Below are 24363 nucleotides of genomic sequence, written 5' to 3' on the forward strand. Positions count from 1 at the left end.
AACTAAAAAGACCTTTAGAATGATTGCTCAATCTAAAGGTCTCTGAATATTTATTATGGATACCCGTTTTCACGGGAATTTTAGTGCTGTAACTCTTCTTCACCGTCCTTTAATGGAACGTTTTGAGGTACAAAGTCTACATCGTGACCAGGTTTACTGTAATCGTACGACCAACGGTACACGTGAGGTATATCACCTTCCCAGTTACCGTGAATATGTTCTACTGGAGTAGTCCATTCTAACGTTGTAGATCTCCAAGGGTTTTGAACTGTACGTTTTCCGAAGAAAATTGAATAGAAGAAATTCCATAAATATACCAACTGAAATGCTCCTCCAATAATAGCAAATATAGTAATCACTACATTAGCATTGGCTAAATCATCAAATAATGGGAAATTAGAATTTGTATAGTAACGTCTTGGTAAACCTGCCATTCCAATAAAGTGCATTGGGAAGAAAACTCCGTAAGCACATATAGCAGTTACCCAAAAATGAATATACCCTAAGTTTTTGTTTAGCATACGACCAAACATTTTTGGGAACCAATGATAGATTCCTGCAAACATACCATAGAGTGCTGAGATACCCATTACCAAGTGGAAATGCGCAATTACAAAATAAGTATCGTGTACGTTAATATCTAAGGCACTATCTCCTAAAATGATACCTGTTAAACCACCTGTAATAAAGGTTGAAACAAAACCAATAGAAAATAACATGGCCGGATTCATTTGTATATTACCTTTCCATATGGTGGTTATCCAGTTAAAAGCTTTTACTGCGGAAGGTATTGCAATTAATAATGTTGTAAATGTGAACACAGAACCTAAGAATGGATTCATGCCTGAAATAAACATATGGTGACCCCAAACGATAGTTGAAAGGAATGCAATTGCAAGAATTGACATAATCATGGCTCTATAACCAAAAATAGGTTTACGCGAGCTGGTTGCCATAATCTCTGAAACTAATCCCATGGCTGGTAAGATTACGATATAAACTTCAGGATGCCCTAAGAACCAAAATAGATGTTCAAATAAAACTGGAGAACCTCCTTGATAGTGTAATACTTCACCCTGTATAAATATATCTGATAAGAAGAAAGATGTACCAAAACTTCTATCCATTATAAGTAATAATGCTGCTGATAATAATACTGGAAATGATACGATACCAATGATAGCCGTTACAAAAAACGCCCAAATTGTTAAAGGTAATCTCGTCATAGACATCCCTTTAGTACGTAGGTTTATAACAGTTACCACATAGTTTAAAGATCCCAATAAAGAAGAAGCAATAAATATAGCCATAGAAACTAACCACAATGTCATACCCATTCCTGATCCACCAGATGCCATTGGCAATGCACTTAACGGTGGATAGATTGTCCAACCTGCTGCTGCTGGTCCTGCTTCAACAAATAATGAAATAATCATGATTACGCTTGACAAGAAGAATAACCAATATGACACCATGTTTAAGAAGCCTGAAGCCATATCTCGCGCTCCAATTTGTAATGGAATTAACAAGTTACTAAATGTACCACTCAGACCAGCTGTTAATACAAAGAATACCATAATAGTACCATGAATGGTTACTAATGCTAAATAAATATCTGCATCCATAACACCTCCTGGAGCCCATTTACCTAACAATGCCTCAAAAAGGACATTTGGTTCTTCTGGCCATGCAATTTGCATACGGAACATTATTGACATTAAAACACCAATAACTCCCATAATTGTACCCGTAATAAGGTACTGCTTTGCAATCATTTTATGATCTTGACTAAATATATATTTAGTTACAAAAGTCTCTTTATGATGATGTCCGTGATCGTCGTCGTGTGCGTGAGTATCTGCGTGTGCTGACATAATCTATTTTCTTTTTTTATCTTTTTATTTTGTTAAAGAATCTTTGAATAATTTTTGCTCTTTCATCCAAGCATCATATTCTTCTTGAGTTTCTACTATAATTTTCATTTGCATGTTGTAATGTGATTTGCCACAAATCTTATTACATAATAATAAGTAGTCAAACTCATACATTAACTCTTGGCCTCTAGCCTCTACCTGCTCTTTATTTTCAAGTCTAAGCGCATTAATATTAGCTACTTTTTCTTGAATATCAGGATTTTGACGCATATCTTTAGTTGTTACTGTTGGAGTAAATCCAAACTGAGTAATCATACCAGGAACACAGTTCATTTGTGCTCTAAAGTGAGGCATATATGCTGAGTGTAAAACATCTTGCGAACGCATTTTAAACAATACTGGAACACCTACTGGCAAATGTAGCTCAGTAGTAATGACATCATCTTGAGCATTAGGATCTGCTTCGTCTAATCCTAAGATATTAGCACGATCAATATCAATTAATCTCACATTTGCTAAACCTAAAGTATTATCAGCTCCACCATAGCGAGCTTTCCAACTAAATTGTTGTGCATATAACTCAACAATTAGAGGATCTTCAGATTCATCTACATTCATAATTGCAGTCCAGGTGAATAATCCGTAGATAATTAAACCAGCCAATACAATTACAGGAACGAAGGTCCAAATTGCTTCAAGTGTATTATTATCTGCATAAAACAGAGCTTGCTTACCTTTTTCTCCTTTATACTTAAAAGCAAAATAATGTAATAAAAATTGAGTTATAGTTTGAACAATAAAAATGACAATCATTGATATAATCATTAGATTATCAATATCTGGGCCATGCTCTGAAGCAGAATTAGACATTAATGGTAAATCACCTAAATACCAAAAACTAATGATTGTTATAGCATAGATGAAGACCAAAAATCCCATCATTAAATATGCATTAATTGTGTTGTCTTTATCTGTAGCTACAGGGCTATTAGAAGAGCCTACTTGAGCTAGGTCAAATATTTTGACCATTTGCCAAATTGCAACAGCTATGAAAAGTACTATGATAAGGGTTAAAAAAGCAGTCATTGTCGTTTCTGTTCTTTATATAATTTATTAATAATGGAAATGTTCACTTTCTTTAATGAAAGGATTACGTTTAGGCTCTAAAGGCTGTTTTGTTAATGCAGTAAAGACTATAAAAATGAATAACCCAGCAAAAAGAAGTATTGAACTAATTTCTGGAATTCCAATAGACCATTGATCTCCAACTGTAGCTGGCATAATCATATTGAATATATCAATATAGTGACCACCTAAGATTATGATACCTGCCATGATTACAAACCAATTAACACGCTTGAAATCACTATTCATTAACACTAATAATGGGAACACAAAGTTCATCACGACCATTCCTAAAAATGGCAATTGATAATCTTGAAAACGAGTAACAAAGTAAGTTACTTCTTCTGGAATATTAGAATACCAGATCAACATGAATTGTGAGAACCATAAATACGTCCAGAAAATACTGAAACCAAACATGAATTTTGCCAAATCATGAATGTGACTATCATTTACTTTAGGCAAATATCCTTTTGATTTTAGATATATAGTAACCATTGAAATTACCGTAATACCGCAAACCATCATACCTGCTAAGACATACCAAGCAAATAATGTAGAAAACCAGTGTGGATCAACACTCATAATCCAATCCCATGACATAATAGATTCAGTGTATAAGAAGAACACTAAAAATGCTGCTGAGATACGAAACGTTTTTATAAAGTTTTTATTATCGTCTGCTTCATCTTGAGCAATTGAAAATTTACGTGCAAAATGTCTATATAACCACCATCCAGCGATGAATACAAAACCTCTAACGCCGAACCAGAAGATATCTAACCAACCTGATTTACCTTGTATTAATTTATCATGAGCCACAACATCTGGATCCATCCAAATAAATAAGTTGTAGTGTCCAATTATTCCAGATGCTAAAGCAATTGATAATACAATAACAGCACCAGGCAACATATAAGCCGTTATACCTTCCATAACTCTTAAGAGCAATGGCGACCATCCTGCTTGTGAAGCATATTGCACAGCATAAAAAGCTAATACTCCTAGTGAAATCATAAAGAAGAAAAATGCAGCAACATATAATGCTGACCACGGTCTATTGTGCATAGCGTGCATCACGTGATTCACATGTTTTGTATGTTCATCAACTTCGGCTTGTGGTCCATGTTCTCCATGAATTTTAGCACCAGCTTGAGCAGCTTCAGAATGAGTGTCTTCTGTTGCATGAGAATCACTCACTTTAGTGTCATGATGCGTTGCAGTTTCACCATGAGCATCACCATGAGATTCACTCGCTAACATCATTTCTACTGCAGCAAAATCTTTATGAGATGTGAAAAAACCATAAGCAACACCAATGGCTCCTATAATAATTAGGCCAATTGCAACTGATTTTAATTTACTTGAAAATGTATACATATCTATATATAATCTTTATCTATCTTATTTTTCTAAGTCTGACTTCAATTCCATAACGTAATCAACAACTTGCCAACGCTCTTCTTCATTAAGTTGATTTGCGTAAGATCCCATTGCATTCTTTCCGTAGTAAATTGTATGATAAATACTTCCTGGTGTTATAGCTCTTCCTGCATCATCATAACTAGGCACACCCAATATTTTCTCTCTTTTCACTAGATTTCCTTGACCATCACCTTTTTTACCGTGACAAATTCCGCAGTAAATATCATATAATTGTCCTGCCCTCAATCTATCATATTGAATAGAATCTAATGGGCTTTTTAAAGCTGTTTTAGCCAATAAATAACCATCATTAGTATTTTCAATTTCAAAAGGCATATGACCACCTCGAGCTATAGAACCTTCAGCTGGTAAAAGAGCTTCCATATTATTACTTAATATATGTTCTCCATCAACCATTACATCTGCTTCCTGATAAGCTTCATAACTTATAGGTTCATACATGTTTGGCATAAATTGGTAGTTTGGTCTTGTATTCTTTTGACAAGAAACAACACTAGCAAACACCATAAACACTACTACTATTTTAAAAACACTTTTCATCTCTATCAATTAATGCGTTTTATCAATTAAATTAATTTCTACCGCTCCAGTTTCCTTCAATAAATCTGTCAATTCATTTTCATTTCCATGCACAGCAATCTCCATTAAAAAATGGTCATCGGTTGTTCTTGGGTCTGGGTTTTCAGCTTTTTTAAATGGCCACATTCTACTTCTCAAATAAAATGTAACTACCATCAAATGGGCTGCAAAGAATACAGTTAACTCGAACATAATTGGCACAAATGCTGGCATATTCTCGATATAGCTAAAACTTGGTTTACCACCAATATTTTGAGGCCAATCTGATATCATTATGAAATTCATCATAACGATAGCCACAGTTAAACCAACACAACCATACAAAAATGATGTAATAGCTATTCTTGTAGGAGCAAGTCCCATCGCTTTGTCTAGTCCGTGGACTGGAAAAGGTGTGTATATTTCTTCAATATGATGTCTAGCTGTCTTGACTTTCTTGACAGCATTCATTAAAACATCATCATCTGTATAAATAGCGTGAATTACTTTTGAAGCTTCCATGTACTATTTTAGTTTATTAATTTTTTAGCTTGACCAGACCAATCATCACGTTCTGCTCTTCCTGGAAAAGAACCGGTAATTGAGTCTAATAAGTCATATTCTCTTTTTGTCATTTTACTAACCTGTAAAAATGTAAAGATCCCAATACTATTAAGTACTTCTTCCATTTTAGGGCCTATACCATTTACTTCTTTTAAGTCATCTGGAGTTTGAGTCGTTGGATCAAATGCTCCAATACTACCTAGTAAATCATTTACTTTAGCAGAATTATCTTCAGTTGAAGTAGTACTAGTCGTATTAGTATTCACTGCTATTACGTTAGAAGTTCTTTCATCAGATCCCGTTCCAACTAGACTATCACCTCTTTCTCTTATTTTTTTATAACGTTCTCCAGAAGATTTCAAAATCGTTTTAACCTCTGCTTGTGCGATTACTGGGAAGGTTCTTGAGTATAATAAAAACAATACAAAGAAGAACCCAATAGTACCAATAAAGATACCTATATCAACAAATGTTGGTGAAAACATTGTCCAAGATGATGGCAAGTAATCTCTGTGTAACGATGTTACGATGATAACAAAGCGCTCAAACCACATTCCAACGTTTACCACGATAGAAATAAAGAAAGAAAACATAATACTTGTTCTTAATTTTTTAAACCACATAAACTGAGGTGAGAACACATTACAAGACATCATCATCCAATATGCCCAAGCATAAGGTCCTGTTGCTCTATTTAAGAAAGCATATTGTTCGTACTCTACTCCAGAATACCATGCAATAAATAACTCAGTAATATAAGCCACACCTACGATAGAACCTGTAATCATAATTACAATATTCATTAGCTCGATGTGTTGTACTGTAATATAATCTTCAAGGTTACATACTTTTCTCATGATAATAAGAAGCGTATTTACCATTGCAAAACCTGAAAATACTGCACCTGCTACAAAGTAAGGAGGGAAAATTGTTGTATGCCAACCAGGAATTACTGAAGTAGCGAAATCAAATGATACAATAGTATGAACAGAAAGTACTAAAGGTGTTGCTAAACCAGCTAATACCAAAGATACTTCTTCAAAACGTTGCCAATCTTTAGCACGTCCAGACCATCCAAAACTTAATAATGAATATATTTTTTTCTGAAAAGGTTTAATCGCACGATCACGTAACATAGCGAAATCAGGTAATAAACCAGTCCACCAGAACACTAATGATACCGATAAATACGTTGAAATTGCAAATACATCCCAAAGTAAAGGTGAGTTAAAGTTTACCCATAACGATCCAAATTGATTTGGAATAGGTAATACCCAATATCCTAACCACGGTCGACCCATGTGAATAAGTGGAAATAAACCAGCTTGAACTACTGAGAAAATTGTCATTGCTTCTGCAGAACGGTTAATTGCCATTCTCCATTTTTGACGGAAGAGTAAAAGCACAGCAGAAATCAAAGTTCCTGCATGACCAATACCAACCCACCAAACGAAGTTAGTAATATCCCAAGCCCATCCTACGGTCTTGTTTAATCCCCAAGTACCAATACCTGTTGATATAGTATAGATAATACACCCAACTCCCCAAAGGAATGCAACTAGAGAGATTGAAAATACAATCCACCAAGCTTTGTTCGCTTTTCCTTCTACAGGTGCTGCCACATCTACCGATACATCGTGATATGATTTTTCTCCTGTAACTAAGGGTCTTCTAATAGGTGCTTCGTAATGAGACGCCATAATCTATTATAATTGTTTCTTAATTAATTTTTTTCTATGCTTCTGTTGTATTTCTCACTTTTGTATGATACTGCACATTTGGCTTAGTACCAACATACTCTAACAAGTGATACATACGATCATCTTCTTTAAGTTTTGCAACTTTACTTTCTTTATCATTGATATCACCAAATACCATTGCTCCACTACTACAAGCTGCAGAACAAGCTGTTTGGAATTCTCCATCTTTGATAACACGTCCATCACGTTTTGCATCAAGAATAGTTTTTTGTGTCATTTGAATACACATAGAACATTTTTCCATCACACCACGAGAACGTACTGTTACATCTGGGTTTAATACCATACGACCTAAATCGTCATTCATGTGGTAATCAAACTCATCATTTTTGTTATATAAGAACCAGTTGAAACGTCTAACTTTATATGGACAGTTGTTTGCGCAATAACGTGTACCTACGCAACGGTTATAAGCCATATGATTTTGACCTTGACGACCATGTGAGGTTGCTGCCACAGGACATACTGTTTCACAAGGTGCATGATTACAATGTTGACACATTACTGGCTGGAAAGCAACTTGAGGATTATCTGCTGGATTTTCTAATTCACCAAATCCACCTAAAGATCCTTTATCACCCCAAAGTCCTGAAAACTCTTCTTTTTTAGTATCATCTTCAGCAAAGGTATCTTCCGAAGAATAATATCTATCAATACGCAACCAATGCATATCACGACTACGTCTAATTTCTTCTTTTCCAACTACTGGCACATTGTTTTCTGCATGACATGCAATAACACAAGCACCACATCCTGTACAAGAGTTTAAATCTATAGATAAGTTAAAATGATGTCCTATTGAACGATCAAACTCATCCCATAAATCTACTTCTGGAGAGGTCACTTCTACCTCTTCATGGTTTAAAGATACTGTAGGCACTCTATTCCATACATTTCTATCTTTTGTATTAAAGATTTCTAAGGTTGTTTCCTTTATAATATCTCCACGACCCATCAACGTATTTTGCAATTGTACGCATGCAAATTCATGCGTTCCCGCTGCTTTTTTAATGGAGACTCTTTGAGTTGTATTAAAATCTTGGTATAACGGATAAGCGTTAACACCAGTCATCATTTCTGATTTTAAACCTGCCGTTCTACCATAACCTAGGGACAATCCTATCGAGCCTTTAGCTTGACCAGGTTGAATAATTACAGGCACATTATTAACAGTAACTCCATTCACAGTTACATCTGCATAACTACCATCCAAAGCTCCTGTCGCAACATGATTATTTTCTAATCCAGCTGCTTCTGCATCTGCTGCAGAAATTGTTAAATAATTATCCCAAGAGGTTCTTGTAATTGGATCAGGAAATTCTTGTAACCAAGGATTATTAGCATCTTGACCATCACCCATACCAACTTTAGTATATAATGACAACTCTAAACCATCTGCCTTGGCAGACGATGCTAATGTTCTTGCTGCAGTTCCAGCATTAATTGCACTAACTCCAAAAGCTCCATTTGATCCACTAGTGGTTGTTGAAGACGATGTTGTAGTTACATACTCATCTTTATCTTCATCCTTGATACCAACTCCTACAGCAACGTCATGTATAACGCCTCCTAAGAAAGTTCTATCTTTTTTATCCTTTAATTCAGTTGATGTTTCCGTAGTAATCGTTGATGATCCATTTGGAGCACTAGAAAACGTACCAGAAACATAAACACCATCTTGCAATGCTTTATTGAAAGAACCACCAGACCATCCAGATTTAATATATTCTCTGTATGTTTTATCGCTTCCTGTCCACATTAATAATGCTTGTTGGAATTGACGAGTATCGAACAACGGACGAATTGTTGGTTGCATTAAGCTGAAATGTCCTTTCTTTATTTCTACGTCTCCCCAAGATTCTAAGTAATGAGGTGCAGCTGCAATATATCCAGCTTTAGTCGCTGTTTCATCAGCCTTCATTGAGAACGCAATAGATAATTCTGTTTTTGCAAGACCTTCAGCAAATTCTGAAGCATTAGGTAAAGAATACATTGGGTTAACACCACTCATGATGATACCACCAACGTTTCCAGCTTTCATGTCTGTTACTAATTTAGCAACTGCTGCATTATTACCTTGTCTTGTTAATATTGGTGTTGAAGCATCAAACGCTTTACTGTTCAGTTTTTCATTGATTGCTAATGCCACTGTTTGTGCATTTACATCTTGAATTCCTGTAACTAAAACTCCGTTACTTCCTGCTTTACTTAATTCTGAAGCAGCATTCTGAACTGCTTTATTAATATGTTCTGGTAAATCTGTTGCTGCAGATCCTCCAACAACTAAGCTATATAATTTTGCTAAAACTTGTTTTTGTTGACTTGGTGTTAAAGGCACACGTTTATCTGCGTTTGCTCCAGATAATGACATATTTGACTCAAACTGAATATGTCTCGACATTTTTCCGTTCTTCGGAACACGTCCTTTTGCATATCCTGAATCAAATCCTCCACCTTGCCAATCTCCTAAGAAATCTGCTCCTACTGACACAATTGTCATTGCTTTAGAGAAATCATAACTCGCTAATCCGCGAATACCATAATTTCCTTGAAACGCATCTAATGCTGCCGATTCTGAAACCGCATCATATACGACATGACGAACATTTCCGTATTTAGATTTAAATTCTGCAATTAACCTTGATGTAGAAGGTGACGCATAAGTTTGAGTTAATAACACAATTTGCTTCCCTGCACTTTTTAGTTCGGTTAATTTCTGATTAGTTTCTGAATCAAAAGTTTCCCATGTGATAGCACTTTCACCTTTCATAGGACCTTTAACTCTCAAACTATCATATAATCCTAATACAGAAGCATTAACTCTTGCATTAGCACTATTGTGTGTTTTTGCTAAGTCGTTGTTTTCAATTTTGATAGGACGACCTTCACGTGTTTTAACCAAAACACTAGCGAAATCAAAACCATTTGCAATTGTTGTTGCATAATAATTAGCAACACCAGGAATTATAGATTCTGGCTGAACAACATAAGGAATAGCTTTAACCACTGGCCCTTCACAGGCAGCTAATGAAGCCGCTGCAGTACTAAAACCAACATACTTTAAAAAGTCACGACGCGTTGTGGAAGAAGACTCAAGAGTCTCTTTATTTCCTAAAAACTCATCCGTAGGTATTTCGTTTACGAATTCGTTTTGTTTTAGCGTCTCAACAATAGAGCTATTATCTTTTAGCTCTTCAACACTTTTCCAGTATTTCTTGTTTGATGACATATTATATAATTGAATTACTTCTTATTTATTTTTTTTTTGAAATCTCTTATTATGAGATCCTCCTTACTTTAGAAAACTACGTCTTAGTAATGACACTTACCACATTCTAATCCACCCATTTGAGCAGCAGTAAGTTTTTCTACACCATACTTTTTAGACAACTCTTCATGTATCTTAGTATAGTATTCATTTCCTTGCACATTAACATCAGTTTCTCTGTGACAGTTAATACACCAACCCATAGTTAAAGGCGCATGTTGATACATCACTTCCATCTCTTCAACAGGACCATGACATGTTTGACATTGCACACCTGCAACCTCTACGTGTTGTGAGTGATTAAAATAAGCAAAGTCAGGCAAATTGTGAATTCTAATCCATTTTACCGGCTCTGTAACTCCTGTATAATTTTGCTCAGCTTCATCCCAACCTACAGATTTGTATAGCTTTTGAATTTCAGCATTATAATCAACATTGAACTCATCTATACCAGCCTGCTGAGTTTCATCAGCAACTTGATAAATAGACTTGTGACAGTTCATACATATATTTAATGAAGGAATACCTGAATGCTTACTTACCCTAGCAGATGAATGACAGTATTTACAATCAATACCATTTTCTCCTGCATGAATTTTATGTGAAAAATGAATTGGCTGCACAGGCTGATACCCTTGATCAACTCCTACTTGAGACATATAACCATATGCAAAATACGCACTAATCAACAAAAAGAATATAACCGTTACCAAAACCAAGAATTGATTTTGAACAAAAGCTTTCCAAAGCGGCAAACTCTTATCTTTTTCAACAACAGCATCAATCCCTTTTTCATCAGCAAAACGACGTAATGTTTTTCTAACAAGAACAAGTGACACCGCTAACAGAGCAAACAATATTGCTAATGCTCCTAATATTAATTTACTTGAAATCCCAGCTTCGGTAGAACCTCCACCATTAGAACCAACTTCATCTTTTATAACTTTTTCCTTTGCTGGCTCTGCAGTATAAGCCAAAATATCGGAAATATCTTGATCTGACAGTTGCGGAAACGCTGTCATCGCAGTTCCGTTGTATTCGTCATAAATCTGATTTGCGTAAGCGTCCCCAGATTTTACCAATCCAGCACTATTACGAATCCACTTATCTAACCAATCTCTACCTAAACCTTGCTCATCCTCTAAACGCGCTTCTACATTACGAAGTGCAGGACCCGTCATCTTTCTATCTAAATTATGACATGATGCACAATTCGTATTGAACAACGTCTTCCCTTTTGCAGGATCACCTTCTTGAGCGTTAAGTGAAGTAGAAAATGTAAGTAAAATAACCAATCCTAAGTAAGGAATCTTTGAGGCTAAATGTCGGTAAATCACCTGTATCATATTATTAGTTGAATTATCTTCTAAACTTTGGTACGATTTTTTCATATACTCTTGAAAAAAGCGCGTGTAAAATCTCATGCAAAAATAATACTTATAGTCCATTTTAGAAATGTTACAGAACTGTTAATTGACAATTTATATGGATTCTAAATAATATTTCGAGGACTAAAATAGTCATTATTTTCAAGTATTAAAACAACACTTAAAAAAAAACGTTTTCTTTGTACTCAATTTCAAATTATAAGATCAATTCAGATTGAAATATAATCATATGATTAATAGCAAGCTGCACGTGATCTCCTAAAACAATAAACTTAAATATGAAATTAAATTTTTTAAAAACAACTGTTCCGTTAGTATTCATTCTTGCATGTTCTAGTATTATTTCTGCTCAAGAAGGCGTTGTAAATATTGAACAGGATAGCGATATCACGAAATTATTAGAGTATAAGAAAGATGTTAAAACTGTTGACTTATATAAGATACAATTGGATTTTGGGTCTCGATCTGAAGCAGAATCACTTAAACGCAAGTTTCAAAACACATTTGCACAATGGCCTGCAGAAATGGTTTATGAAACGCCTAACTATAAAGTATGGGTTGGTAATTTTAGTACGCGTTTAGAGGCAGACATTGCTTTATTAGATATTAAAAAGAAGTTTTCTAAAGCTATGGTTTTTGAGCCTAAGAAAGAGGATTAAATCTATTAATTTTGCTTTACAACATAAAAAAATGCGACTCTTTGAGTCGCATTTTCTTTGATTTTACATTTCCGAAGTTATTCCGAAGAACATACTTATATTACAATTGAATTCTATTTACTTTTCAATTTCTTTTTCACTTCTACTTCTTGGAATGCTTCAATAACATCATCTATTTGGATATCGTTATAATTCTTTATTTGAATACCACAATCGTAACCTTTTGATACTTCTTTGGCATCATCTTTAAATCGTTTTAATGATGTTAATTCACCTGTATGAATTACTACTCCATCTCTAATTAAACGAATACCTGAACTTCTATAGATTTTACCGTTAGTCACCATACAACCTGCGATGGTTCCTACTTTAGAGATTTTGAATGTTTCTCTAATTTCGGCAGTACCAGTAATTTCTTCTTTAAGCTCTGGAGACAACATACCTTCCATAGCATCTTTAAGATCGTTAATTGCATCATAGATAATTGAGTACATACGTACATCGATTTCTTCTTTATCTGCAATTTGACGTGCATTCCCCATTGGTCTCACGTTAAACCCTATAATAATGGCATCTGATGCTGTTGCTAGTAACACATCACTTTCTGTAATGGCTCCAACACCTTTATGTATAATATTAACCTGTATTTCTTCTGTAGATAATTTCTGGAAAGAATCTGTTAATGCTTCAACAGAACCATCCACGTCACCTTTTATTATGATATTTAATTCTTTAAATGTACCTAATGCAATACGACGACCAATTTCGGCAAGGGTTAACTTTTTAGTTGTACGAACATCTTGCTCACGTTGTAATTGCATACGTTTGGTTGCAATTTGCTTAGCTTCACGTTCATCTTCAAATACATTGAATTTATCACCAGCTTGAGGCGCTCCATCTAAACCTAATATAGATACTGGAATTGACGGTCCGGCAGCTTTAATTTCCTTTCCACGTTCATCGTGCATGGCTTTTACTTTACCACTGTTTTTACCAGCTAAAACGTAATCACCAACTTTTAAAGTTCCTGCTTGTACCAAAATAGTAGATACATATCCACGACCTTTATCTAAGAACGCTTCTACAACAGTTCCTGTTGCATTTTTATTAGGATTTGCTTTAAGCTCTAACAACTCGGCTTCAAGTAATACTTTTTCTAGTAACTCATTAACACCAGTTCCGTTTTTTGCTGAAATATCATGAGACTGAATTTTTCCACCCCAATCTTCAACTAATAAGTTCATTTGCGCTAATCCTTCTTTTACTTTTTCAGGGTTGGCACCAACTTTATCGATCTTATTTATTGCAAAAACAATTGGCACTCCTGCTGCTTGAGCATGAGCAATGGCTTCTTTTGTTTGTGGCATTATTGAATCATCTGCTGCGACAACGATAATAGCTAAATCTGTAACTTGAGCACCACGAGCACGCATCGCTGTAAAGGCTTCGTGACCTGGTGTATCAAGGAATGCTATTTTTTGACCACCTTCTAGTGTTACACCGTAAGCACCAATGTGCTGTGTAATTCCACCAGATTCACCAGCAATTACGTTCTCTTTACGTATGTAATCTAGTAACGATGTTTTACCATGATCTACGTGACCCATTACCGTAATGATTGGAGCACGCGGCTCTAAATCTTCAGGTTTATCTTCAACTTCTTCAATAGACTCCTCAATATCTGCAGTTACGAAATCAACTTTATAACCAAATTCTTCTGCAACAACAGATAAGGTTTCGGCATCTAATCGTTGGTTCATCGTCACCATCATACCAAGAGACATACATGCTGATATAATTTGTGTTACTGAAACATCCATCATTGTAGCAACTTCATTTGCAGTTACAAACTCAGTAACTTTAAGAATTTTGCTTTCTGCATCTTCAATTTGCGCATCAATTTCTGTCTGCTCTCTATGTTGATCTCTTTTATCTCTTCTATATTTTGCGCCTTTACCTTTATTAGATTTACCTTGAAGTTTCTCTAATGTTTCTCGTACTTGTTTTTGTACTTCTTCTGCTGTAGGCTCAACTTTAACAGTAGATGTACGTTTTCCACCTTGGTTTTTACCTTTGTAACCACCTCTTTGGTTACCACCTCTATTGTTAGATCTGTTATCACCACCTGTAGATGGTCCTTTACTTATTCTACGTCTCTTCTTTTTATTATCTGAATCTGACGCTTTTTTATCCTCTTTCTTTTTAGGCTTCTTAAATTTAGAAAGGTCAATTTTATCTCCAGCAATTTTAGGACCAGATAATTTTTTGTATTGTGTCTTTAAGGTTTCCTCAGCAGGTTCAGTACTCACTGGCTTCTCCTCAGTTTTTGATGTTTGTTTAGTTACAGCTTTTGAAGGTTCCTTTGACTTTAAAGTATCTGCTTTTTTAGCAGCTGCTTCCACAGGAGTTTCTTTAGTTGATGCTGTTTCCTTTTTAGTAGTTTTCTCTTCAACTGGAGCTACCTTTTCAGGAGTAGATGCCTTAGGTATTTCAACTTTAGCAGGTGCTTCTTTTGGAGTTTCCTTTTTAGAAGTTTCTTCTTTAGAGTCTTTACCTTTATTCAAGTCTATTTTACCAACTTGTTTAGGCCCACTAAGTGCTGCTTTTGCTTTAACTATCTCGCGACTTTTCGCTTCTCGGGCAGCTTCCTTTTCTTCCAATTCACGCTCACGTTGCTCACGTAATTCTTCTTTTTCTTTTAGCTTTGCTTCGCTAACCTCTAAAGAAGCTACTTTTTTATTAGCATCGGTTTGAAATTCTCCAGAAAGAATCCCGTAAACCTCTTCTGATATTTTAGTATTAGGGCTCTTCTCTATTTCGACACCTTTTGATTCTAAAAAATCAACAGCACGATCTATAGAGATATTCAATTCCCTTAGTACTTTATTTAATCTAGTTTGAGCCATAAATTGCTTGTAATATAACTTAAAATTCTATTCTACCAAAACGTCCTTATAGAGACTTAATGGTTTATTAATCTTCGAATTCTTCTTTAAGAATTCTTATAACGTCAATAATCGTTTCTTCTTCTAAATCTGTTCTTTTCACAAGATCAACAACATCTTGTTCCAAAATACTTTTTGCAGTATCTAAACCTGCTTTACTAAATTCTGCGATAACCCATCCTTCGATTTCATCTGAGAATTCTGACAACTCTACATCTTCTTCTGCACCTTCTCTAAACACATCAATTTCAAAACCAGTTAATTTACCAGCTAATCTAATGTTATGTCCTCCTCTACCAATAGCCTTAGAAACCTCTTCTGGTTTTAATAACACTTCGGCACGTTTATTTTCTTCATCTAACTTAACAGATGTCACTCTTGCAGGACTTAATGCTCTTGTAATAAACAATTGCAAGTTATTAGTATAATTAATAACATCAATGTTTTCATTTCCTAATTCACGAACAATACCATGAATTCTAGAACCTTTCATACCTACACATGCTCCAACAGGATCAATTCTATCATCATAAGAATCTACTGCCACTTTCGCTTTTTCTCCAGGTATTCTTACAACATGTTTAATTGTAATTAAACCATCAAATACTTCAGGGATTTCTTGTTCAAACAACTTCTCTAAAAATGCAGGTGCAGTTCTAGACATTATAATTGCTGGCTTATTTCCTTTTAATTCAACACTTTCAATAATTCCTCTTACATTTTCTCCTTTTCTAAAAAAGTCTGATGGTATTTGTTTATCCTTCGGAAGGATGATTTCATTACCGTCATCATCTAACAAGATAATTGCTCTGTGACGAATATGATGAACTTCGGCAGAATAAATTTCTCCTTCAAGCTCCTTAAAGTGCTTATATATATTCGTGTTATCGTGCTCATGAATTTTAGAGATTAAGTTTTGGCGCAATGCTAAAATTGAGCGACGTCCCAAATCTATTAATTTCACCTCCTCTGCAACATCTTCACCTACTTCAAAATCTGGTTCTATTTTTTGAGCTTCAGACAATGCAATTTCTTGATTAGGCTCTTCAACCTCTTCATCTGCCACAACAATTCTATTTCTCCAAATCTCTAAATCTCCTTTATCTGGATTTATGATAATATCAAAGTTATCGTCATCGCCAAATTTTTTCTTCAATGCATTTCTTAATACATCTTCCAAAATAGCCATTAGCGTTACACGATCAATTAATTTATCGTCCTTAAATTCTGAAAACGAGTCAATTAACGCAATATTTTCCATAATTATGAATTAAAATTTTATTACCACTTGAGCTTTTGATATAGCATCATATGCTATTTCTGCCTCCTTCTTTACTGTTATTTTACCTTTACCTACTGGTTTAGGCTCTCTTGTTTTCCACTCTAAAAGAATCTTTAACTCATCTACTTGAGCTAACACTCCTTCTATAGTTTCATTGTCTTTAGTTTTTACGCTCAGTGTTCTACCAATATTTTTCTTGTATTGTCTCACACTTACTAGAGGCTCTGTTGCTCCTGCTGACAAAACTTCTAAAGAAAAATCTTGCTCTTCTCTATCTAAACTATGTTCAATAGCGCGACTAACAAAAATACAATCATCAACTACAACACCATTATCACCATCAATTATAATTTTAATTGAATTATCTGGCAATACATCAAAACTGATTAAAAACAGATCTTCGCGCTCATCTAGCGCTTCATTTAATAACTTATTTACGGTCTCTCTGAACATTTTTAGTATAAAAAGAGCGGACTTCTCGTCCGCTCATTATTCTTTTTTCTTCAAACAACGCTGCAAATATACAACTTTTTTATTGATTTCTACAAGTGATTAAGTCTCGTTTTTTATTCTTATTTTTATAGTAACACAATCAATACAAATAAGATGAAAAAAATATTAGTTCCCACAGATTTTTCAACAGAAGCAGAAAATGCTTTAAAAGTAGCTGCACAAATAGCTAGAAAGCATAATAGCGAAATTTATTTATTGCATATGCTAGAAATTCCTATGCAAGATATTGACGCTGTAAGCTCACATGCAGATGTACCTGAAGTTATGTTTTTTATGAAAATGGCACATCAAAAGTTTGAAGATATCATGAATAGTGATTATTTAAAAGGCCTTACTGTGCATGAAGTTGTTAAAACTGACGGTACGTTTAATGGCATTTCAGAAATTAGTAAAGAACACAACGTTACCATGATTGTAATGGGCTCTCATGGCGCAAGTGGTATTAAAGAAATGTTTGTTGGATCTAATGCAGAAAAAGTTGTAAGAAATTCTGATGTTCCAGTTTTAGTTATAAAAAATGAGCACGATGATTTTAGTATAGATGACATAGTTTTTGCTTCAGATTTCAAAAATGATAATAAAGAAACTTACCTTCAAGCTACAGAATTTGCTACAGCCTTTGGTGCTCAATTACATTTATTAATGGTTAATACAGCAAGTAATTTTACAACTACGCAGTTGGCAAATGATAGAATTAATGCATTTATAAATGATTACAGCTTTAAAAATTTCACTATAAATATATACAATGATGAATCTGTAGAAAAAGGAGTGCTCAACTTTTCAAAACATATTGACGCAGATCTCATAGGCATTAGTACTCATGGCAGACAGGGTATTGCGCATTTTTTCAACGGAAGCATCAGCGAAGATCTTGTAAATCATGCCAATAGACCAGTAATGACATTCAAAATTTAAGCCTCAAATATTAAGGTCAAAAAAAAATCCTTACTAAAAATAGTAAGGATTTTTTCGTTTTTGTTGGCCCACTAGGTTTCGAACCTAGACTCTTCGGTACCAAAAACCGATGTGTTAGCCAGTTACACCATGGGCCAATCTCTTAAAGAGGGTGCAAATTTAATACAAAGTTTTATTTGTGCAAACAATTTTTTATAAAAAAATCAAAAAATGGTAACCTTTACTTAAAATCAGTAGTGCTTTTGATAATTATTCTTAATTTCGCTCGCATTAAATAGACATGTTTTATGATACATTTCAATTTCAAGAAATGGAATACCATTTTAGGATGGTTTGCCTTTACCATAGCATTAATAACGTACGCGCTAACTATAGAACCTACCGTTAGTTTCTGGGATGCAGGGGAATACATCCTTACCTCATCAAAATTACAAGTTGGCCATCCACCTGGTGCACCTTTATTTCAAATGTTGGGAGCTTTCTTTTCTATGTTTGCTTTAGAACCTTCTCAAATTGGAGCAATGCTTAATATGATGAGTGCAGTATCAAGTGCATTTACAATACTATTTATGTTTTGGACGATTACTATTTTGCTAACTAAATTAGCTAAAGTAGCAAGCCCTAAACAAGAAAACTCAAAACAAAAAGCTTATCAAGACTTATCAAAAAATCAATATATCGCCATTTTAGGCAGTGCTTTAGTTGGTAGTTTGGCATTTACTTTTACCGATTCATTTTGGTTCAACGCTGTTGAAACAGAAGTTTACGCCATGGCAACTCTCATCATGGCCATCCTATTTTATTTAGGATTGCGTTGGGAAGCAGATATGCACGAGCCTAGAGGTCATAGATGGTTGATTTTAATCGCATTTGTAATTGGGCTATCATTTGGAGTTCACTTTATGGGTCTATTAACAATCCCAGCATTAGGCTTACTTTATTATTTTAAAAATTACAAAACTGTAACGATTGTTAATTTCATATTAGCTAATGTCATAGCTGCTGCGATATTACTCTTTATATTTAAATTATTACTTCCAAATGCATTATTGCTTTTTAGTGCTTCGGAAATTTTCTTCGTCAACACAATTGGCCTTCCGTTTAACTCTGGATCTATAATTACCGCACTACTTTTGGTTGCCGCGTTCTATTTCGGATTAAAATACACACGTGATAAAGGGTATAAATATGCAAACACGTTAACTCTTTGCTTAATATTTATATTTATTGGTTTTTCATCTTGGGTCATGCTACCAATTCGTGCCAATGCTAATGTTATTATTAATGAGAACAATCCGTCTAGCGCAAGAGAATTATTAGCATATTATAATTTAGAACAATACCCTGAAACACACTTGTTTTACGGACCACTATTTACAGATCAATACACAGGTTTAGACGAAAACAATCCTTATAAAGATGCAAAGCCTAAATATGAAAAAGATTATGACAAAGGCGAATATGTAATCGTTAACAACTGGAAAAACGCTGAGCAACGTTACAATTCAAAGCAAGCATCTATCCTCCCAAGAATGTGGAGTACAGAACATGCCGAAAACTACATGATGTTTACAGGTTTATTAGATTTTAGAATCAAACCTGAGTATCAAATGGAAAATCAGGTTCGACAATTGGTTAATGAATTTAAAAATGAAGTCGCCCAAGGCAATGTTGATTATGAAGATTATCACAATTTTTTAAAACAATTTGGTAGAGACTTTTTAGTTATAGAAAAGCCATCGTTTAGCGACAACCTATACTATATGGTAGATTACCAACTTGGTTATATGTATTGGCGCTATTTCATGTGGAATTTCTCTGGACGTCAAGATGATATTCAAGGAAAATACGATGACTTACATGGCAACTGGATTAGTGGTATAGATTTTATTGATGAAGCTAGACTTGGCATGTCACAAGATAATTTGCCTAGTGATGTAGCCAACAATAAAGCTAGAAACACCTATTATATGCTACCGTTAATTTTAGGTATTATAGGCTTTCTATTTTTATTAGGACGCGATCCAAAACGCTTTTGGGTATTACTCGTGTTCTTTTTGTTTACAGGACTTGCCATTCAATTTTATACCAACGTAAGACCTTTTGAACCTCGCGAAAGAGACTACTCTGTAGTAGGTTCGTTTTATGTATTTGCCATATGGATTGGTTTTGGTGTCTATGCCATTTTTGATATGCTTCGGAAATTTACCAGCTCCAAATTTTTAGCTCCTGCCATAACCATAGTTTGCTTGTTATTAGTTCCTGGTGTTTTAGCAGCCGAAAATTGGGACGATCATGATCGCTCAGAAAAATATACAGCACAAGCCATGGCACGAAAATATCTAGAATCTTGTGCGCCAAATGCCATCCTCTTTACTATTGGTGATAACGACAGTTTCCCATTATGGTATTTACAAGAAATTGAAGGGGTACGAACAGATGTTCGTGTTGTTAATACGAGTTTATTTCAAACCGATTGGTATATTGACCAAATGAAGCGTAAGGCTTATGAGAGTGACCCAATTCCTTCTCAATTAACTCATGATCAATACAAATATGGAACTCGTGATTATATCATGAAATATGAAATCACCAAAGACACTATGATGATTAAAGAGTATATGAATTTCATATCTAATGATGATCCTAAGTACAGTCTTAAATATGCCATGCAACGTAGAGGAGAAGACCCAAATGGTTATCCTGCACAATTACAAAACTCAAATTATTTACCAACATCTCACGTTAGAATTCCGGTAAACAAAGCTGCCGTTCTTGAAAATGGAGTGGTTAAACAAAAAGATGCAGAGAACATAGCACCGTTTATCGATATCAATATTTCTGGTGGTGCTTTATATAAAAACAGGTTATTAATGTTAGATATCGTAGCAAATAATGATTGGAAACGCCCTATCTATTTTACTGGAGGCGCTTTTAGCGATGAAGATTACATATGGATGAAAGATTATTTACAGCTCGATGGATTATGTTATAAACTCGTGCCTATAAAAACACCTGTAGACAGAGCAAATCCTTTTGATATGGGACGTGTAGATTCAGATCTTATGTATGAAAAAGTCATGTCATGGGATTGGGGAAATAGTGGTAATGACAATATTTATCATGATGTTGAAACTCGTAAAAACGGCATCACTTATAGAGGAAATCTCGCGAGACTTTTAGAACAATTGATCAATGAAGACCAACTAGATAAAGCAGAGCAAATTGCTGATTTAGCCATGGAAAAAATGCCAGTAGATAAGTTTGGATTCTATACACTTTTAGAGCCTTACATTAGTGGCTATTATGAAATTGACAAAAAAGATAAAGCTAGAAAATTATATACTGATGTTACTAGAAAATATCAAGAAAACCTTACTTATTGGAGTGAACTAACTATAGAAAACCAAACCCGTTACTTAGATGAAATTGTAACAGATATTGAACGCTATAGAGGACTCGTAGACCTTCTAGTTATATACAACGATAAAGAGTTTGCCTTACAAGAAACTGAGAAGTTTAATAATTACTTGAAACTCTTTAAGCACTTTACAGGAGAAGAGGAAGAGGACTCAACACCTCCTGCTAGAGAAGAACGAGATTTCCCAAAAGATACTATTGATAAAATTATTGGAATCCAAGATTAGGAGATTTTGAAAATAACTCCCGTAAAAACACCTGTAGTTGCAAAAAAAATATTCCCAAGTTATATTTGGGACATTGCACCTACTCATAAGGAGTTATACTTAACTTTTGATGATGGTCCTACTCCAAAAATTACCAATTGGACTTTAGACATCTTAAAACAGTATGACGCTAAAGCTACTTTTTTTTGCATTGGTAATAATATTGACAAACATCCAAGTATTTATAATGATATACTCAAGGATGGACATACTATTGGGAATCATACCCAAAACCATGTCAAAGGCTGGTCTACAAAAACCAAAGCATATGTAATAGATGTAAATGAGGCTCAAACTAGAATGCGCTCTAAAACACATTTATTTCGGCCTCCTTACGGCCAAATTACTCCCAAACAAGGTAAAAAGCTAATGGAGTTGGGTTATAAAGTCATTATGTGGGATATTTTATCGTTTGACTGGGACCAGAACATTTCTGAAGAAAAATGTCTAGAGAACGTCATTTCAAAAAGTAAAGCTGGAAGCATTATTGTGTTTCATGATAGCATTAAAGCATCAAAAAACATGATGTATACGCTTCCAAAGGTATTAGAGTATTTTAGTAAAAAAGGGTATAAATTTAAATCTCTGTCTTGAGGTTTAGAGATATTCTTGAACAATACTAATTAGAGTGTTTGCATCTTGTTCTCCACTATGACGCCATTTCATTTCTCCGTTTTTGTAAATAATAAGCGTTGGCAGACCTTTAACTCGAAGTGCTTCGGCTAATTCTCTGTTTTTATCAACGTCAATTTTAATGACTTTTGCCTTATCACCAAGAGCCGCAGCCACATCTCTTAATACTGGATGCATTGCAGTAGATTGGTCATTCTGCTCTGTAAAAAAATCTAACAGAACAGGAATATCGACATCTATAAGTTCCCCAAATTTTGACATATTTTCAACTTTTTAATCAAGGTGTATCTAACAAACCTAAATAATTTTTTCTAGTGTTTTAGTTATTATAATTCAACAGGTTCACGCATACCTATTTATAAAAATAAACAATTTAAGAGTAAAAATAACATTTCTTCCTAATTATGCGTTATTCGTACCTTTTTTAAGTGTTATAACGGTAATTTCTGGCCAAATACCAACACGTCCAGGAAATGCTAAATAGCCAAACCCACGGTTTACATATAAATATTTCCCAGCTACTTTGTACAAACCTGCCCATTTTGGATAACGATATTTCACTGGACTCCATTTAATACCTAGTGCTGGTAGTTCTATCCCAAATTGCATACCATGAGTATGACCTGCAAGTGTTAATTGAATGTTTTTTTCAAAATCAATAACATTAGTTTCATCTATAATAATATCATGGTTATTTACATCTTCTTTATTAAGTTCCATTTGCTTAAAATCAAAATGAGATGGATCATGGCTCATTAAGATATTAAACTCGTTATCGGTTATATTTTTAGTCGCCTTAATTAGACTACCTCGTTTAGGAAAATGACGAGATGCTCCCCAATTTTCAACGCCTATAATATTGATATGCTCACCATTCTTTTCGATGCGTCGATTAGAGTTAAGTAATAAATCAAAACCTATTTTCTTATGAACAGCCTCCATCTCCATTTGGTTATACTTATTGAGTTCAACATCTCCACCGTAAGCATAATACCCATAATCATGGTTTCCAAGCACTGAGAACTTTCCATCTCTAGCCTTTAACTTATCAAAAACAGCTAACCAACCAATCATTTCTTCAGCTTTGCTATTAACGATATCTCCTGTAAACAAAATAATATCACTATTTTGTTTGTTAACCAAAGAGACACCTTCGGCAATCTCACTTTTACTTTCTAAACTACCGGAGTGAATATCACTAATTTGAGTAATTCTATAACCATCAAAAGCATCAGGAAGATCATCAAAATAGATCGTTTTTTCAACAACTTGAAAATTGTATTTACCTCTAGTTATACCATAAATAAGTGATGCAAACGGAATAGCTGCAAAACCCAATGCAACCTTAGATACAAATTCTCTCCTACCTTTAAAATGCATAGGTTCATTAGTAAACTTTTGAAAAACAAATGAGCATCCTCTCACTAAATCTTCCCCAAACATAAAAATTATTAATATCGCCTTTGGCAGAAATAAGGTCATTAAAAAAGCAACAGCATAACCATGTCCATGTGTAAAACTTTCACCTCTTACGAAATTAAAATAATAATAGGCGAAATTTATAACAACCAATAAGGTAATTGACCAATAAATAATACCTATCCACAAACTTTTAGTTATGGTTCTAACCGCTTGAAAAGCATATATATCAAAAAGAAATATAAGTATAATTAAAAGAACCCAACGTAACATAAACCCGATTTTTATCAAATATAATAGATTTTAAAAAGTAATTTTGATGCTG

17 protein-coding genes and 1 tRNA gene are annotated in these 24363 nt (G+C 34.4%); 4 read left to right on the forward strand and 14 right to left on the reverse strand.

The genetic code is table 11. The features are described from left to right. Positions 1-80: 80 nt before the first annotated feature. The 8 genes from TD29_RS04510 to TD29_RS04545 form a co-directional block, all read right to left on the reverse strand. Entirely contained in the window at positions 81-1874 is a 1794-nt protein-coding gene (locus TD29_RS04510; RefSeq protein ID WP_040279213.1) for a cytochrome c oxidase subunit I, read from the reverse strand. A 24-nt stretch (positions 1875-1898) separates the two neighbouring features. Further along, positions 1899-2960 (reverse strand): cytochrome c oxidase subunit II, encoded by a 1062-nt coding sequence (locus TD29_RS04515; RefSeq protein ID WP_040279215.1) that lies wholly within the window; start codon positions 2958-2960, stop codon positions 1899-1901. Between the two features lie 27 nt (positions 2961-2987). After that, positions 2988-4379 carry a hypothetical protein gene (locus TD29_RS04520; protein ID WP_040279217.1) on the reverse strand — a complete coding sequence of 464 codons (1392 nt, stop codon included), beginning with the start codon at positions 4377-4379 and terminating at the stop codon, positions 2988-2990. Between the two features lie 24 nt (positions 4380-4403). After that, positions 4404-4985, reverse strand: coding sequence for a c-type cytochrome (locus TD29_RS04525; protein ID WP_040279218.1), 582 nt, complete (start codon positions 4983-4985; stop codon positions 4404-4406). A gap of 9 nt (positions 4986-4994) precedes the next feature. Further along, positions 4995-5525 carry a DUF3341 domain-containing protein gene (locus TD29_RS04530; RefSeq protein WP_040279219.1) on the reverse strand — a complete coding sequence of 177 codons (531 nt, stop codon included), beginning with the start codon at positions 5523-5525 and terminating at the stop codon, positions 4995-4997. Between the two features lie 8 nt (positions 5526-5533). Further along, entirely contained in the window at positions 5534-7267 is a 1734-nt protein-coding gene (gene nrfD / locus TD29_RS04535; RefSeq protein WP_084203388.1) for an NrfD/PsrC family molybdoenzyme membrane anchor subunit, read from the reverse strand. Between the two features lie 34 nt (positions 7268-7301). Further along, positions 7302-10556: a TAT-variant-translocated molybdopterin oxidoreductase gene (locus tag TD29_RS04540; protein ID WP_040279221.1), complete on the reverse strand. Its 3255-nt coding sequence runs from the start codon at positions 10554-10556 to the stop codon at positions 7302-7304. Between the two features lie 83 nt (positions 10557-10639). Further along, positions 10640-11941 carry a c-type cytochrome gene (locus TD29_RS04545; RefSeq protein ID WP_040279407.1) on the reverse strand — a complete coding sequence of 434 codons (1302 nt, stop codon included), beginning with the start codon at positions 11939-11941 and terminating at the stop codon, positions 10640-10642. A gap of 320 nt (positions 11942-12261) precedes the next feature. On the opposite strand from TD29_RS04545, the gene TD29_RS04550 reads away from it, so the two are divergent. Next, positions 12262-12642 (forward strand): SPOR domain-containing protein, encoded by a 381-nt coding sequence (locus tag TD29_RS04550; RefSeq protein WP_040279223.1) that lies wholly within the window; start codon positions 12262-12264, stop codon positions 12640-12642. Positions 12643-12755: 113 nt separating this feature from the next. On the opposite strand, the gene infB is transcribed toward TD29_RS04550, so the two are convergent. The 3 genes from infB to rimP all read right to left on the reverse strand — a co-directional run bounded on the left by infB (position 12756) and on the right by rimP (position 17322). Continuing rightward, a complete protein-coding gene (gene infB, locus TD29_RS04555) occupies positions 12756-15548 on the reverse strand; it encodes a translation initiation factor IF-2 (RefSeq protein ID WP_040279224.1) in 2793 nt (930 codons plus the stop codon). A gap of 67 nt (positions 15549-15615) precedes the next feature. Further along, entirely contained in the window at positions 15616-16848 is a 1233-nt protein-coding gene (gene nusA / locus TD29_RS04560) for a transcription termination factor NusA (protein WP_040279225.1), read from the reverse strand. 9 nt (positions 16849-16857) lie between these two features. Next, positions 16858-17322 carry a ribosome assembly cofactor RimP gene (gene rimP, locus TD29_RS04565; protein ID WP_040279227.1) on the reverse strand — a complete coding sequence of 155 codons (465 nt, stop codon included), beginning with the start codon at positions 17320-17322 and terminating at the stop codon, positions 16858-16860. A 153-nt stretch (positions 17323-17475) separates the two neighbouring features. Here rimP and TD29_RS04570 point away from each other — a divergent pair, with 153 nt between their 5' ends. Continuing rightward, positions 17476-18300: a universal stress protein gene (locus TD29_RS04570; RefSeq protein WP_040279229.1), complete on the forward strand. Its 825-nt coding sequence runs from the start codon at positions 17476-17478 to the stop codon at positions 18298-18300. Between the two features lie 63 nt (positions 18301-18363). On the opposite strand, the gene TD29_RS04575 is transcribed toward TD29_RS04570, so the two are convergent. Next, positions 18364-18437, reverse strand: a tRNA-Gln gene (locus TD29_RS04575). 150 nt (positions 18438-18587) lie between these two features. Between TD29_RS04575 and TD29_RS04580 the strand changes: the two genes are divergently transcribed. Beyond that, positions 18588-21947, forward strand: coding sequence for a glycosyltransferase family 117 protein (locus tag TD29_RS04580; RefSeq protein ID WP_040279231.1), 3360 nt, complete (start codon positions 18588-18590; stop codon positions 21945-21947). A gap of 6 nt (positions 21948-21953) precedes the next feature. Then, entirely contained in the window at positions 21954-22580 is a 627-nt protein-coding gene (locus TD29_RS04585) for a polysaccharide deacetylase family protein (protein ID WP_040279232.1), read from the forward strand. A gap of 3 nt (positions 22581-22583) precedes the next feature. Here the strand turns inward: TD29_RS04585 and TD29_RS04590 are convergent, their stop codons facing one another. Further along, complete coding sequence (locus tag TD29_RS04590) at positions 22584-22880, reverse strand: thioredoxin family protein (protein ID WP_040279233.1); 297 nt, start codon at positions 22878-22880, stop codon at positions 22584-22586. Between the two features lie 141 nt (positions 22881-23021). Next, a complete protein-coding gene (locus TD29_RS04595) occupies positions 23022-24311 on the reverse strand; it encodes a metallophosphoesterase (protein ID WP_040279234.1) in 1290 nt (429 codons plus the stop codon). Between the last annotated feature and the right edge of the window lie 52 nt (positions 24312-24363).

Origin of the sequence: Psychroserpens damuponensis, assembly GCF_000826655.1 — a bacterium.
In the GTDB taxonomy this organism is placed as follows: Bacteria; Bacteroidota; Bacteroidia; order Flavobacteriales; family Flavobacteriaceae; genus Psychroserpens; species Psychroserpens damuponensis.